Origin of the sequence: Pseudoalteromonas sp. SIMBA_162, from assembly GCF_046535955.1 — a bacterium.
GTDB lineage: Bacteria > Pseudomonadota > Gammaproteobacteria > Enterobacterales > Alteromonadaceae > Pseudoalteromonas > Pseudoalteromonas marina.
On the sequence record NZ_JAWJBQ010000015.1, the window covers coordinates 69,791 to 84,962 of the forward strand.

The window sequence follows — 15,172 nt, forward strand, 5'->3', positions numbered from 1 at the left end:
GCAACCTGCGCTTTTTGTTTATCATTAGGGTAATAAATGGCCTGCAAGAGATCGCAAATGAAGTACTCCTTACTCACTATTCACTCATCGTTAAAATATACACTCCTGATGATAGGTTTACTTTTTGCCACAGCCAATTCAAATGCAGCTATTAGCTGGCAAACTATTAATAACAATATCCAATTTTTAAAACAACAGGACGATTTACGCTTTTACGACTCAAACCAAGTTTTGATTGAAGGCGCTGAATGCGCCCTACTTGTTGATACCAGCGGGAATTTTGCCGGTGTTGAACAACTAGTTGTTCAACTAAAAAAACGTCTTAAAACGCCTCTTTGTTATTTAGTTGCAACTCATTATCACGACGACCACTTACTGGGCATGGCGGTGGTTCAACACTACTATCCAAACGCTAAACTCATTACCCACCAGCAAGTTAGCGCTGATTTTAAAACCTATCAAAAAGCCTACATCGATAAACTCGACAGCTATGAAAAAAGCATTGAACTGAGTTATCAGCGTTTAGCTTCAATTCCCAAAGAAGAACAAACAGCATGGCGAGAAAAGTTAGAACTGGCCAAAGCACGACTTTTTCGCTGGCGCGAATATAAGCTTAATCCACCAAAAATAGCATTAGCAGTAAGTAAAACGCTTAATTTAGGGAACTTTGAAATAAATATCACACCACACAAAGCGCATACTACGGGCGATTTAACCATTACTACAAACAATGGGAGCACGTTAATTGGCGGTGATATTGTTGATTGGCTGCCTTACCCTGGCCATGGTGAGCTTAAAAGCTGGCAAACGTTGCTTAAACAATACATAAGTAATGAAAAGCTATCACTCATTATACCAGGCCATGGTGATACTCTAAATAAACAACAACTTAAGCAACCACTGGCATTCTTAAATGCCCTAACTGAGCACGTCAAAAGTAATCAAAACCTAACAACTGAAGCACTCATCGAATCTTTTCCACAAAATGTGCTTGCTCCTTATCAACAAAACACATTAAACCAAAAGTCGAGCCAGTTTTTTTTACAAGCAGGACTCAATCGCGCTAAAAGCTCACAATAACCCAACACAACGGATTGTGTTAAAATAATAAAAGGAATTTATTCAAGTGATCACTATGCGCAGTTTGATATTATGCTTTTTAGTACTTTTTTTGTTTGGTTGTGAATCAACTGAGCAAAAGCAGGCAGAGGCACCTCAAATATTTACTCATTTTGAGCCTGATTACGCTAATCACCAAAACGTAGATGAACCGATCCCCCAAAAGCAACAAGCACTTCTTATTGAAGAACAAAGCACGCCACTAAAGGTTAAAAATAGAGTCGTAAAAAAGCGCCCACCAAAAACGACTGATTTATGGGTGCACATTGCTAACAACTTACACTTTACGGTTTATCAAAATCGGGCTTTAAAAAAACGCATTAAGTGGTATCTAAAACAGCCTAAATACCTAACCACGGTAAGTAAGCGTGCAGCCCCCTACTTATACCACATTGTAAAAAAAATAGAGCAAAGAAACCTCCCTATGGAAATAGCGTTACTGCCTTTTGTGGAAAGTGACTTTAGACCTACCGCTGCCTCATCGCAGCAAGCTGTTGGCGTATGGCAACTTGTCGGTGCGACTGCGTATCACTTTGGTATAAAGTCAGATCAATGGTACGACGGACGCCAAGATGTACTTGCTTCAACCGATGCCGCGCTGGATTATCTGAGTTATTTACATAAACGCTTTAATGGTAACTGGCTACATGCATTAGCCGCCTACAATAGCGGTGAAGGACGCGTAAAGCGGGCCATAGAGAAAAACTCTAAACGAGGAAAAAGCACTGACTTTTGGTCGCTCAGCTTGCCAAAAGAAACTGCTGATTACGTACCCAAATTACTCGCTTTAAGTTATTTAGTTAAGCATCCACAAAAAGGCATGAAGCAACCAAAACTTGCCTATAAACCACTCACCACACAAATGAATATAGGCCAGCAATTCGATTTTTCGGTTATTGCTAAGCTGTCTGGAATTGGCTCAAAGCAGTTACATGCAATTAACCAAGGGTATTTAAAAAATCAAAGTTCACCAAACGGACCTCATACCTTACTACTGCCAATAGGCCAAGAGGCACTTTTAAAAAGTCAGTTTTTTAAATCTAACTTTGCTGGTGAATACATAGTAAAGCAAAACGATACACTTTATGGCATTGCAAAGCGTTATAGTATGTCGGTCAAAGCGCTTAAACAGCTTAATAACAAAGCCAATAACTTTATTGGTATAGGCGAAAAGTTATTGGTTGGGCAACCCAAAACCTTACCAAGCTCTTTAACCATAGATTACAAAATAAGCCCTTATTTAGAACCTCAAGAAGATATTGTCATTCCAACAATAGAAATCGACTACACCGTAAAAACTGGAGATAGCCTGTGGAGCATTAGCCAACTTTACGACGTACCACATAGCGATTTAGCTAAGTGGAATAAATTATCAGCCTCAAGTATTTTAAAGCCCGGCAGTCAGCTAGTACTTTTTATTCCTCAAGCTGAAAAACCTAAAGCCAAGCCAATCAAAAAAGACCTTCTGCTTGATCTGCAAAAAACACTAAATCAACCACGTTAAGTTTATAAACCAATCTATTTCGCGTAAAATCACGCCCTAACATAGTTATTATTGAAAGAGATCAGCATGCAAATTAGTAAAAATTCGGCAGTAGAGTTTCACTACACACTCAGTGAAGCAGGTGAGCAAATTGAAAGTAGTGTAAATGATGCACCACTTAGCTACATCCATGGTAGCGAAGGCATGCTTCCAGGTTTAGAAAAAGCCCTTGAAGATAAAAGTGCCGGCGATAAATTTAGTGTAACACTTGAACCAAGTGAATCTTATGGTGAGCGAGTTGATGACTTAATTCAACGCATTCCACTAAAGCATTTACAAGGCGATGTTAAAGTATGGAAACCAGGTATGACCGCAATGGTTCAATCTAACCAAGGCCGTCATCAAGTGACTATTGTTAAAGTTGGTCGTTTTAATGCCGATTGTGACCTAAATCACCCATTTGCAGGTAAAACTCTGACATTTGATGTTGAAGTTGTATCGGTACGCGAAGCAACCAGCGAAGAGATTTCGCATGGCCATGTTCACGCTGAAGGCGGTTGTGGCCACGCTCACTAATTAGCGAAAAAGGAACAAGTATGTCAAAAGTTGCAATTGTAACAGGTGGTACAAAAGGGATTGGCCTAGCGGTAGTAAAACGCTTACTAACCAGTGGCTATGAGGTACATAACCTTGATATCACACCAAGTGATGTAGGTGTTTTTCATCATTGCGATGTAAGTGATGTAGAGGCTGTCCGCCGCTCGATCAACGCGATACATGAACAATATCAACGTATTGACGTACTGGTTTCTAATGCTGGAAAACACTTAAGCGCAAATATAGAAAGCACTGATGAGCAAACGCTCGATGCGCTATTTGCGCTTAATGTAAAAGGCGCCTATGCGGCAGTACAAAGCGTACTCCCAACGATGAAGGCAAATAATGCGGGTTCTATTATATTAATAGCATCCGACCAAGCATTAATTGCCAAGCAAAATTCATTTGCCTACAACCTCACTAAACATGCCCTCGCCTCAATGGCAAAAACTACGGCACTTGATTATGCACGCTTTAATATTCGTGCTAATGCAGTGTGTCCAGGCACAATTGAAACCCCTTTATTTCATAACGCAATAGACGCTTACTGCGATAAAAGCGGTGCAAACAAAGCCGATATAGTGGCAGAAGAAGCCAGTCTTCAACCGCTAAACCGATTAGGTCAAGCCGATGAAGTAGCCGCTCTTGTTAATTTTTTAGCAAGTGACGATGCAAGCTTTATTACTGGCAGCTTACAAAGTATTGATGGCGGCTATACAGCCCAATGAGTACAAATATAATTGACCCGCATGTTCATTTTTTTAATTTACTCGATGGTCAATACACTTGGCTACAAGGAAGTAACCCTCCGGCATGGCCCAATTTAGAAAAAATAAAACGGCCTATTAGCGCACAACAACTTGCCAACAGTACCGACTTTAAATTAAAAGGCCTTGTACACATAGAAGCAGGCTTTGATAACTCAGCCCCAATTAAGGAGCTAAATTGGCTAAGTAAGCATTTAAGTGAAATGCCATTTAAAGCCATTAGCTTTAACCAAATAGATGCCCCTGCTGAGCAATTTAGTAATGCACTAAATGCGCTTGCTCATTCAAGCTTATGTGGTATTAGAGATATAACCGAAGGGGATGACGCATTAAGGCTAAAAAGCCCTCGTTGTATTCATAATCTTGACTTATTAGCAGCAAACAAATTGCATTTTGAAGCGCAATTTGAGTTACACAATATTAGTGTGGCCAATCATATTGCTCACTGTGCAAAACAATTACCTCACCTACAAATTATTCTTAACCATGCAGGGTTGCCTGATGATTTGATCTCTTGGCAAAAAGGCGTTGAACTACTTGCCCAATATAGCAACATTGCCATTAAGTTTTCTGGCTTTGAATTATTAGACCTGACACAATCACAACAAGAAGCCTGCTTTAAGTGGCTTTTAAAGCATTTTGGCGAACAGCGTATTATGTTTGCTAGTAACTTTCCGGTATGCCAAATAAACACGTATTACAATGCCCTATGGCATCAGCATTATGCGCTATGTAATAGCCATAGCCTTTGGCTTAAGCTCAGCTACGCAAATGCAAAGCATTACTACCAAGTGTAAGTAAAAGTCGTTATATTTAAATTTTATTATGCTTAAAATGGCGTAGGTTTTATGAAAAACACATTATTCATTTCGAGCTTAGCTTTGTGCACTTTATTAAGTGGCTGCATATCGCAACACGCTGAACCCACTCCAAAATTACAACATGCATTACTTTTAGCGCCTAATCAAAGCGCGGTTAACAAAGTAATCAATACCCTTATGAATATGCAAAATATAACGTTAGATGACGATGTATTTACAATAAACAGTGTGGTTACGCTGAGTAATTTAAACGAAAATAACATAATAAAAAGTCATCAGCTTAATCCACCCGACCAATTTGAGCTGATGATAAAAAACAAACAATGCTTTATACGCCACGTAGATAGCAAAGCAACTCAAGAGCTCAAAGGTGTTGAGTGCGTAATTAACGAACAACCTTAATTCTGCTAATAAAAAGCCGGTAAGTGAATAGTCACTTACCGGCTGTTATAATAATAAGCTTAGTTATTATTTTATTTCTACACGTTGCGACCGCATTACAATCTCATCGTTTAACTCAATACCCAAACCTGGCTCTTCAGATACTTCAAAGAAACCATTTTTAGGTTGTGGGTCTTGTAAACACAACTCGCGGTTCCACTTTTTAATTGCATACGTGTGATGCTCATGAATTAAAAAGTTAGGAATAGCTGTTTCTAAATGCAATGAAGCCGCAGTAGCTACTGGGCCACCACATACGTGCGCCTGAATGCGTACATCAAAAATATCAGCGTAATCACATACCTTTTTAGTTTCAGTAAAACCACCACATAAACCGATATCGGGCTGAAGTACGTCAATACTCTGATCTTCTAAATAAGGACGAACCCCCCAGCGGTTATACAAGCGCTCACCACCTGCAATTGGCACATTAACTTTATCTGCTACTTTGGCATGCAATGAGTGATTTAAGTAGTTCACAGGCTCTTCAAAGTACATACAATCAAATTCTTCGGCTATTTCACCAATTTGAATTGCAGATGTAGCACCCGGTAAACTATGGCATTCAAAAATAATATCCACTTCATCACCCACGGCTTCACGAATAGCTTGCATACGCGCGCGATACAACTTCATTTCTGGGCGTGAAATAATATTAGTTCGGTCGTAATAGGTATTACCGTCTTTATCATATTGAATTGGATCTACCTTAACCGCATCGTAACCCTCAGCTATGGCTTTTAATGCTGCCTCTGCGTATTCTTGTGGCTGAACTAGCGCTTTAAATTCGCTATCCCAGTCAAACTGCAGTTGCGATGCATAAGTACGAAGCTTGTCGTTAACTTTACCACCAAGTAATTGATATACCGGTAACCCAAGTGCCTTACCTTTAATATCCCAAAGCGCAGTATCAATTGCGCTCATTGCAGCGTACACAACGGGTCCACCACCTAAACCCCAAAAGCTTTCTCGTAACATGCGAGACCATAGCTTTTCTGTCTGAAACGGGTCGTGCCCAATTAAAAAAGCATCTGCCATTTCTTTGATCATGGCGGCAGCTGCGCTATGACCTAAATCATAAGCAAGACCCGCCTCACCCACACCACTAATGCCTTCATCAGTATGAATGCGAACGAATACAGGTGTCCATGCTGGGCGCTCTGGACAATGAATATCAAATACTTCTACGCGATTTACCTTCATAAAAATTCCTTATTAACCTGTTAAGGTTATTTTGCAAAACTGGGATCAAGCCGATACGCTTTACGTAGCATAGCAGGCCAAGCAAGCTGGCCTCCGGTGCTGCCGCTATGAACCACATTGGCTTGATTATAAATATTGTCGATAATTGGTTGAGGCACGGGAATTACCTCTTGCGAGCTAGCTTGCAGCGCTAATTGTATTTCGCAGGCGCGCTGTAAGTCGTAAAAACGCATAAACGCATCGCCTACAGTAGGGCCTACGGTTAACCCACCATGGTTAACTAATAACATGTGATTAGTTGAGCCTAGATCATCCTGGAGGACTTTGCGCTCATCATCATTAACTGCAAGGCCTTCGTAACCGTGATATGAAAGCGACGGCAATGAAAACATAGAATACTGGCTCAATGGTAATAAGCCCTTTTTTTGCGTAGCCACAGCAATGGTTTCTTTGGTGTGCAGGTGAATAACGCAATGCGCATCTTCTCTTACTTCGTGTATTGCACTATGAATAGTAAAACCAGCAGGATTAATGCTAAAGGGAGTGTCGTCGATTATATTCCCGTTTAAGTCTACCTTAACCAAGTTTGACGCGGTTACTTCGTCAAATGTTAATCCAAAAGCATTAACAAGATAATGGTCAGTGCCCGGCAAACGCGCTGATAAATGCGTATAAATTAAATCTCCCCAGCGAAAGTGATCCACTAGCCGGTAACAGGCAGCAAGGTCGACACGAAGTTGCCACTCTTGAGCAGATACTTTATTTTTTAAATCGAGTTGGGGTAAATCAAACATAGTAAGCCTTTTAAAATACACACATAACAAGTGCGAATAGATGTTTAGAAGTCTAAAACACTCTGTCTTTTATAGCAATCAACAAACAAAAACAGCCACACGTGTGTGGCTGTTTTTTAAAGGGCGAATAACTGCTTTGAGTTATTTTACTTTAGATAAGTAGTCTGCAATAGCTTCAAACTCTTCGTCTGTTACTGTAGCAACCATTGCTTTCATCGCCATAGACATACCATTATTACGCGCACCCGACTTAATGTCTTTCATTTGTGCAACTAAATAATCTTTGTTTTGGCCATTAAGTTTAGGGTACATACCCATGATTGGTGCTTTACCATCTGCACCATGGCAGGTTTGACAATTTTTTGCAGTGTAAAGAGCGGCGCCATCGGCAGCAGCTGCATTAAACGAGAAACTTGCGGCTAAACTAATGCCCGCGCCTAGTATTAGTGTTTTCATCTTGCTCATTGTATTTACTCTTCTTTTTTGACGGTTAGAAAAAACTGTTCAATTGATTGTAGTCAACAATCAAATAAAAAGCATACGTTAGAAACGATGCTAGACGATCAACTTAATCCTACACTGCTAGCTCGTTTTATGCTCATAATTAGTTTAGCAAATAAATATGAGCAGACGCTTAACTGATTGTTACCATACTAAATCGTCTGGCACTTCAAAATCTGCGTACGGATCGTCTTCATCTTTTGGTTTATTTTCAGCTTCAACATGAAAAACAATGTATTTTTCGTCAACTTCAGCCACCTTGCGAGCGGGTTCGTCTTCTAATACATAAAACTGCCCTTCTAGGACACAAATTGCTAAACGACCACCCGACAATGCTTTTTGAGTGTTTTCATTCACTTCAATACTTTTAACTTTTTTGTCGTAAGTAAAATTAAAGGTTCGCTCACCACGAATAGCATCTTGGTTGTTGTGCTCTAAAATTTGTTTAACGCGCGCTTCTTGCTCACGCTGTTTAAGGCTAACTTGGCGAACTTGGTTAAGCTCTTCTGCTTTTTTCTGCTGCTCAAGTTTAGTTTGTTGAATATGCTTTTGCAGATCACTAGGGTTACTTGTCGCCCCCTTTTTTTGTTTTTTTTGTTGCTTACGTTTTTCTGATTTAGCAACTTTAGCTTTATGCGATGTTGTTAATCCTGCTTGAAGCAATTGGTCTTGTAATGAACCCATGGCATTGTTCCAGTAAAAACTAATATTACGCTCATTTTAATCATCAACGCGTTCAAATGACAGTGCTATTGGTATTAATCTAACAAACTCCTTCATACTAAGCATGATATAAAACAATAATCGTACTTTTAATTATCAATTATAGTTATCTTTCAATACAATAAAGTAGCCAACTAGCTAACTCATAAGCCAAATAATGCGCTTAATTCATCTACTTGCTTGCTCCATTGTTATATTTTTTGTGCTTTATGCACCTCAACCGTTACTGAACTTATTTGCGAGTGAATATAATGTATCGCCTGCCGTTGCTGGTAGCCTTATGACGGCAACTATGCTGCCACTCGCTATTGCACCATTAGTATACGGCTTGTTTTTAGCTAAACAGAATCCTTTAAAAAATACTTCGCATTGCAATGATAGTACTGAGCCTTAGCTGCTTACTATTTATTTGGGTGCCTAGTTTTGAGCTCTTGCTGTTAGTAAGGTTTTTACAAGGCCTTACTCTTCCCGCAGCATTAACCGCCATGACCAGTTTCATAGGGATAAGCTTTAGCGCTGATACACTTCAAAAAAATATGACACTTTATATAGGCAGCAGTATTGCAGGTGGTTACTTTGGAAGAGTACTTGCTGCACTGTTTAGTGACTTATGGCATTGGCAAAGCTTTTATTACTTAATTGCTTTTATGCTTGTTTTTTTAGCCATATTAATAAAGCCCTATAGATTCAATAACATGAGCACCCATGCTTCAAAATCACCTCTAGATTACATCAAACAACTTAAGAAAGGTCCTGTCTTAAAAGTTTACAGCGCTGTGTTTTGTATGTTTTTTTGTTTTGCTGCTTTACTTAATTATTTGCCTTTTATACTGCAAAAAACATTTTTAATTACCAACACTCGTAATATCGGATTAGTTTATAGCGGCTATTTAATTGGTGCTTTGGCATCTATTGCGACGCCTTGGTTACTGAAAAAAGCACCTTCAGCTTGGCACGTATTAGCGGCGACTTTCATTTTTTATAGCTTTAGTATTGTTGCGCTAATAAGCCATCAGCTAAGCGTATTTTTAACTGCATTCACGCTATTTTGTGCGGCTATGTTTATTATTCATTCAACCGCAGCTCCACTGGTCAATCAAATAAGTAAAGCACCACCAAGCGTGACAGACGGAGGGTATGTCTCGTTTTATTACAGTGGCGGGGCTTGTGGCTCGCTATTACCGGGTTTAGTTTATCAACAGTACGGACAAACAGCATTTATGTTTACCTTACTTGTTGTTTGTTTGTGTGGCTTTTTTCTTATTACCTGGGCTTATCTTGACGGTAAAAACATGACACGCGGTTGATGACCCGTATGCTTAAAAAAGGTTTCTAAGTCTGATTTACTCAAAATCCATGTCAGCGTATTTTCAAAGGGGTGGCAGTGAAATAACTCACCAAACCAAATATCTTGATCTAACCATACTGTTACCGCATTTTGTTTATCGTTTAGTAGCGCAAGCATTGATACACATCCTGGTGCAACTTTTAAATAGGTTGCTAAACGTTCGCTTGAAGCGAACCCTAAACGCGACAAACCTTGCTGTTTAGAGAGCGCTTTTAGGTCCAACTGCTTATTGTGAGCTGTAATTACTAAAAAGTGACGTTTACCTTCGTTATCACGCAAAAATAAATTTTTTAAACGGGTACCTGGGCGTTCAAGCAGTAATTCATCCGCTGCTAAGCTAGTATGTAAAGGTGGGTGTTCGATAACATCGTAATTAATATTTAAATGCGCTAAACACGCCTCTAATTTTGTTTTGTCCGCTAACATAGTTACAAACAACGCCCTCTTAATTGCACGCTTAGATCTCGCCACAGAACGTCTGTTATTACATGATTATTAGCGCAGTATTCACGCGTTGTAAGCTCTTGCTTTAATAATTCAACGGCCCGATCTTCTAGTTTTAGTTTTAACACACTCGACTCTTCAAAGTGTTCTTGCTCAATATATTCCTTAACTTCACTGCGAGAAGGTCTGTTATTACGTCCACGATCGAGATTAAAGTTCTCACGGTGCTTAGCTTTAACTGATACAACATAAGCAAATACATTATTTCCTTGCTCATCTTGTTTTTCAAAAAACTGTTTGTTGTTTATTTCAAAAGGCGGCTCTTCATTTGATGCACAACCCGAAAGTATAACCATCAGTACCAAAACGCTTTTTTTCATTATTTTCTGTCGTTTTAAAGAGTAATTAAGCCGAGTCTATCAAAAATTCATCTAAACTGTGAAAATTAGCGAAAAAATACTTGACCAAATTTATAAAAAAACTTAAAGTTCGTCCCGCTTGGAACTCAGCAGCCAAGCGTTTATGTTATGCATAAACTAGGAATGTGGGGCTATAGCTCAGCTGGGAGAGCGCCTGCCTTGCACGCAGGAGGTCAGCAGTTCGATCCTGCTTAGCTCCACCACTTTCCTACTCCTTTCTCAAATATATTCTTTACTTCAAAAACACCCTAATTCATTCATTTTATTTTGTTTTTCATTTATCTCTATTATCTTGAGTCTTTATCAATTATTAGCTATACATACTTGTATATCTATTAATGCCTTAGGTAAATCATGGACTCTCCAAAACGCTCAACACTTAAAAAGCTTGCAGCTATAGGCTTAACTGCAGGCGCTATAACGCATGTTCCTTATGTTTTTGCTCGTAACAAGGTCACAATAAGAGTGCTTGGCACACATGTAACCTTACAGGACGCAATTCGTAAGCAAGCCATGAGTGATTTAGGCATTAATATTGAATTTACGCCCGCTGGTAGTGCCGCTGTTTTGCAAAGAGCCTCAATGGACCCCAGCTCATTTGATTTATACGAGCAGTGGTCAAACAGTATTAATGTGTTGTGGAATGCAGGCTCAATACAACCCATAGAAAAAAAACGCCTTACTTATTTTAACGAAATAAATAGCCTTACAAAAACAGGAAAGTTATCAGAAGATGCCAATATTGGTGCAGGTGACGCTCCCTTTAAAATATTAAACGTACAACCCGATGGCACACTCAGTGAGCAAGAAAGCGACTTAATAAGCTTTTTACCCTACGTGCACAATGTAGACTCCTTTGGTTATAACACTAAATTTATTAAACCCGGAATTGCCTATGAAACTGAAAGTTGGGGATGGTTACTTGATGAGCAACACAGAGGAAAAGTAGGTATTGTAAATGCGCCTACTATTGGTTTATTTGACTTAGCGCTTGCTGCTAAAGCTAAAGGGCTTGTGAAAATTAACAATATAGGGGCAATGACTCGTATTGAATTGGATAACTTATTTAAGGTACTACTTGAGCTCAAACGCCAAGGCCACTTTAGCGGTTATTGGAACTCAGTGCCTGAATCTGTTCAGTATATGAAAGATGAACGCGTTCATATTGAAAGCATGTTTTCTCCTGCAGTATCTGCGCTAAATGGCCAAGGCATAAATGTGCGTTTTGCTGCTCCTAAAGAAGGTTACAGAGGCTGGCATGGCGTAATGTGCTTGTCGTCACAAACGCATGATAGTGTAAAAGATGCTTCTTACGATTATATGAATTGGTGGTTATCTGGCTGGCCAGGTGCGTTTATTGCTCGCCAAGGTTATTACATAAGCAATCCGCAGCGTTCTAAACCATTACTTTCACAGAATGAATGGGACTATTGGTATGACGGCAAAATCGCAAACACTGATTTACTAGAAACAAATGGTAATATTGCGGTTAGAAAAGGCGAACAAAGAAATGGTGGAAGTTACACTAAACGCTTCAGTAATGTTGCAGTATGGAATACCGTTATGCCAACATACGACTACAGTTTACAAAAGTGGTATGAGTTGATAAGTCGATAATGCGCTCTATTAAGTCAAAAATAATTGCGACCTTAGCTGTATTAGCTGGACTGCTTTTTATACAAAGCTATTTATTTAATCACTTACAAAAATCGTTAACCAGCTTACAAAACATTCAAAACAATGCAATTAGCCAAAGTGAGGCTGTAGTAAAACTAGAAAGAGATGTAATGGCCTTACAAAGCCATGCCGTTGCATTTATTGATGACGCTAATAAAAATAATATTGCAAAGTTTAAAACATATTTAGACCAAGCCAATATTCATTTAGGGCAATTAACATTAAACACGCTAGACAAAACCCCTGAATATAAAAATATGCTTACTCGCCTCAGCGAGCACCTAAAAAACTATGAAACAACATTTGAAAAAGTAGTTATTAACAGACAAAAGCGCGAGCAAATATACTCATCTGGATTTAAACAGCCCATTGAAGAGCTACAAAAAAAGGTAATGGCACTTGAGTCACTATCAAATGAAGATAAAAAAATTCTCTACAATGATATTTTACTAACTATTAGTAACCTTAAGCATGCAGCTGTCAGCTACCTTTATAAACCTAATTTTGATGAAGCTCAAAATGTGAAGCAAAATCTAGCGTTTTTGCACACAAAAATTAACCGTATGTCAGCTATTAATGACTCTTTGCTTGATAAAACAATTAATCTTAAAAAAACACATAACCAACTAATACTGCTAACACGTAGTTACACCTACTCTGTGAATGTTGTGCTGACAGGGATCGAAAACGAACTTTTATACCTAACTAATAAAATTAAAAGCGCTGAAGAAGAAAAATTAAATTTGGTTAAGTCGCAATTTAATAGTGAATTAACGAAAAAAACCAAGCAAAGCAGCCTATTTACCTTTCTAATTCTGATTATTATTTTGCTGCTTTGTTATTTTATTGTTGCTTTTGTTATTAAACCCCTATCACAGCTTACCTTGCTACTTAATAGTATGAATGAAGGTGAGCCAATTACACTAAAAAATAAGCATACAAAGCTGAGCGAAATTGCATCTGTGTTAAAAGCGGCTAATACACTTTATTTAAAAAGTGAGGAAACGAAGCAATTACTTGATGAAACACGCGCTTTAAATGTAAAAATGGAAGCCATGAATACAGAGCTTACTCAAGCAATAGAGGAAACAAACAAGGCTAATAAAACAAAAATCGACTTTGTGGCAAATATGAGCCATGAACTTCGCACACCAATGAACGGCATATTGGGTATGCTTCAGCTGCTACAAACAAGCAATATGCCAGTAAAGCAGGAACAATATGCTAAAAAAGCATTTTCTAGTGCGCAGAGCCTGCTGCAAGTTTTAAACAATATTTTAGACTTTTCAAAACTCGATTCTGATAACCTCAAACTTGAGAAAATTCCTTTTACACTCGACACGATCGTATCTAACGTTGAAGATTTATTTTCGATTAATGCACAACAAAAAGGACTAGCTCTAAATTGTGTTGTGCATGCCGACAGACACCTGACTCTGTTGGGCGATCCTATACAGCTAAATCAAATAATTAATAATTGCATTGGTAATGCCATTAAGTTTACCGATAAGGGTGAGGTGTCATTAACCATAGAAGTCATTTTTCAAAAAGAAAACAAAGTACAGTTGCGCTTTAGCATTAGTGATACCGGAATTGGTATGACGCAAGCCCAATCTGATAGGGTGTTTGAATCATTTGCTCAAGGCGACTCAAGTACAACAAGAAAGTACGGAGGCACAGGGCTTGGCCTAACGATTAGCAAACAGCTAACCAAATTATTAGGTGGTGACATACAAGTAAAAAGCGAACTTGGCAAAGGAAGTGAGTTTTTATTTACTCTTCCATTCACCATTGCAGAACAGCAATTAATTAATAACACTGCTAGCAAAAAGAACCCTTTACCTGCAAAGGTAGACCTGCCAAAACTAACTGATTTTAAAGCACTTGTTGTGGACGATAACAAACTTAACCAAGAAATAACCTCTGCAATGCTAGGTAAATTTGACCTTAATACAACAATTGCAAACGATGGGCTAGACGCTATAGATAAAGTATCGGCTCAACATTTTGATATTGTATTTATGGATATACAAATGCCCCATATGGACGGCCTTGAAGCCACTAAACAACTAAGAGCTAAAGGCTACAATATGCCTATTATTGCTTTAAGTGCTGCTGTAGAGCCCAGAGATAGAAAAGCAGCCGCTGATGCAGGTATGGATGACTTTTTGGTTAAACCCATTGTATTTGACGCGCTTTACGAAAGCTTAGATAAAAACCTAAAAAGTAGAGATAATTTGCAAACAATAAATTTAGTAAAAGCAAAGCAAAACGTTGATAACAATGAAACCTTACTCATGACATTGCTTACTCGATTCATAAATGATAATAATAACTTTTCAGCGAAGACTGATTTATTAATAAACAATAATGATGTTGCTACTTTAAAGCGAACGGTGCATACACTGAAGGGGTTAGCGGGTACATTAGGGCTAGAAAAGCTGCAAAAATGTGCATTAGAGACTGAAAAAGCAATCATTGAGAAAAAATCGCTTAATATAGATTTATTAAAAGAAAATTTGGCAGCAACGCTTTTTTCTATTAAAGAATTATTAGCGACACTCAATTTGGAAAAAATAGAGCCGAAACAATATAATATTGAAGATGAGCTGGTAGTGATAAATGAGATTCACTCACTAGCATTAGCGTCTCGTCCTATCCCAAACGACCTAAAAAGGCATTTAGAAGCGAATAGTTATGATACTGAACACGGTTTATCTAAATTAATAGAGGCGATTAATAATTTCGACTATCCGTCTGTAATTTCGATTATTGAAACATATAAAGCAGACACAAAGCATTAATGATTGAGCGATACAGAGCTTAAATACTATG

General features: G+C 38.5%; 14 protein-coding genes, 1 tRNA gene and 1 pseudogene. 10 read left to right on the forward strand and 6 right to left on the reverse strand.

What is annotated here, in order from left to right:
- Window positions 1-57 precede the first annotated feature (57 nt).
- From R0J88_RS12185 to R0J88_RS12210, 6 genes are all read left to right on the forward strand, one after another.
- Complete coding sequence (locus tag R0J88_RS12185) at window positions 58-1,080, forward strand: MBL fold metallo-hydrolase (protein ID WP_410900045.1); 1,023 nt, start codon at window positions 58-60, stop codon at window positions 1,078-1,080.
- A 55-nt stretch (window positions 1,081-1,135) separates the two neighbouring features.
- Window positions 1,136-2,623 (forward strand): LysM peptidoglycan-binding domain-containing protein, encoded by a 1,488-nt coding sequence (locus R0J88_RS12190; RefSeq protein ID WP_305472729.1) that lies wholly within the window; start codon window positions 1,136-1,138, stop codon window positions 2,621-2,623.
- 66 nt (window positions 2,624-2,689) lie between these two features.
- Window positions 2,690-3,178, forward strand: a complete 489-nt coding sequence (locus R0J88_RS12195) for a peptidylprolyl isomerase (protein WP_039037967.1) — start codon at window positions 2,690-2,692, stop codon at window positions 3,176-3,178.
- 20 nt (window positions 3,179-3,198) lie between these two features.
- Window positions 3,199-3,927, forward strand: a complete 729-nt coding sequence (locus R0J88_RS12200) for an SDR family NAD(P)-dependent oxidoreductase (RefSeq protein WP_410900046.1) — start codon at window positions 3,199-3,201, stop codon at window positions 3,925-3,927.
- On the forward strand, window positions 3,924-4,763 hold the full coding sequence (locus tag R0J88_RS12205) for an amidohydrolase family protein (protein ID WP_410900047.1): 840 nt from the start codon (window positions 3,924-3,926) through the stop codon (window positions 4,761-4,763). Before R0J88_RS12200 ends, R0J88_RS12205 begins: the two co-directional genes overlap by 4 nt.
- Before the next feature lie 51 nt (window positions 4,764-4,814).
- Window positions 4,815-5,189, forward strand: a complete 375-nt coding sequence (locus R0J88_RS12210; RefSeq protein ID WP_410900048.1) for a hypothetical protein — start codon at window positions 4,815-4,817, stop codon at window positions 5,187-5,189.
- Window positions 5,190-5,255: 66 nt separating this feature from the next.
- Here the strand turns inward: R0J88_RS12210 and R0J88_RS12215 are convergent, their stop codons facing one another.
- The 4 genes from R0J88_RS12215 to R0J88_RS12230 form a co-directional block, all read right to left on the reverse strand.
- Window positions 5,256-6,431, reverse strand: coding sequence for a mandelate racemase/muconate lactonizing enzyme family protein (locus tag R0J88_RS12215; RefSeq protein WP_010556678.1), 1,176 nt, complete (start codon window positions 6,429-6,431; stop codon window positions 5,256-5,258).
- Window positions 6,432-6,457: 26 nt separating this feature from the next.
- Window positions 6,458-7,225 carry a class II aldolase/adducin family protein gene (locus R0J88_RS12220; protein WP_006791222.1) on the reverse strand — a complete coding sequence of 256 codons (768 nt, stop codon included), beginning with the start codon at window positions 7,223-7,225 and terminating at the stop codon, window positions 6,458-6,460.
- A gap of 141 nt (window positions 7,226-7,366) precedes the next feature.
- Window positions 7,367-7,690 (reverse strand): c-type cytochrome, encoded by a 324-nt coding sequence (locus R0J88_RS12225; RefSeq protein ID WP_008128263.1) that lies wholly within the window; start codon window positions 7,688-7,690, stop codon window positions 7,367-7,369.
- 180 nt (window positions 7,691-7,870) lie between these two features.
- Window positions 7,871-8,410, reverse strand: coding sequence for a DUF2058 domain-containing protein (locus R0J88_RS12230; RefSeq protein WP_006791224.1), 540 nt, complete (start codon window positions 8,408-8,410; stop codon window positions 7,871-7,873).
- Between the two features lie 196 nt (window positions 8,411-8,606).
- Between R0J88_RS12230 and R0J88_RS12235 the strand changes: the two are divergent.
- Window positions 8,607-9,756, forward strand: a pseudogene (locus R0J88_RS12235) (MFS transporter).
- On the opposite strand, the gene R0J88_RS12240 reads toward R0J88_RS12235, so the two are convergent.
- Both R0J88_RS12240 and R0J88_RS12245 read right to left on the reverse strand, forming a co-directional pair.
- Window positions 9,723-10,223 (reverse strand): prolyl-tRNA synthetase associated domain-containing protein, encoded by a 501-nt coding sequence (locus R0J88_RS12240; RefSeq protein ID WP_008128252.1) that lies wholly within the window; start codon window positions 10,221-10,223, stop codon window positions 9,723-9,725. The pseudogene R0J88_RS12235 and the gene R0J88_RS12240 sit on opposite strands and share 34 nt — an antisense overlap.
- A gap of 2 nt (window positions 10,224-10,225) precedes the next feature.
- Window positions 10,226-10,621, reverse strand: a complete 396-nt coding sequence (locus R0J88_RS12245; RefSeq protein ID WP_410900049.1) for a hypothetical protein — start codon at window positions 10,619-10,621, stop codon at window positions 10,226-10,228.
- 166 nt (window positions 10,622-10,787) lie between these two features.
- On the opposite strand from R0J88_RS12245, the gene R0J88_RS12250 reads away from it, so the two are divergent.
- The 3 genes from R0J88_RS12250 to R0J88_RS12260 all read left to right on the forward strand — a co-directional run bounded on the left by R0J88_RS12250 (window position 10,788) and on the right by R0J88_RS12260 (window position 15,141).
- Window positions 10,788-10,863, forward strand: a tRNA-Ala gene (locus R0J88_RS12250).
- Window positions 10,864-11,014: 151 nt separating this feature from the next.
- Window positions 11,015-12,277 (forward strand): PotD/PotF family extracellular solute-binding protein, encoded by a 1,263-nt coding sequence (locus R0J88_RS12255; RefSeq protein ID WP_010556683.1) that lies wholly within the window; start codon window positions 11,015-11,017, stop codon window positions 12,275-12,277.
- Window positions 12,277-15,141, forward strand: a complete 2,865-nt coding sequence (locus R0J88_RS12260) for an ATP-binding protein (RefSeq protein ID WP_410900050.1) — start codon at window positions 12,277-12,279, stop codon at window positions 15,139-15,141. Before R0J88_RS12255 ends, R0J88_RS12260 begins: the two co-directional genes overlap by 1 nt.
- Window positions 15,142-15,172: the final 31 nt, after the last annotated feature.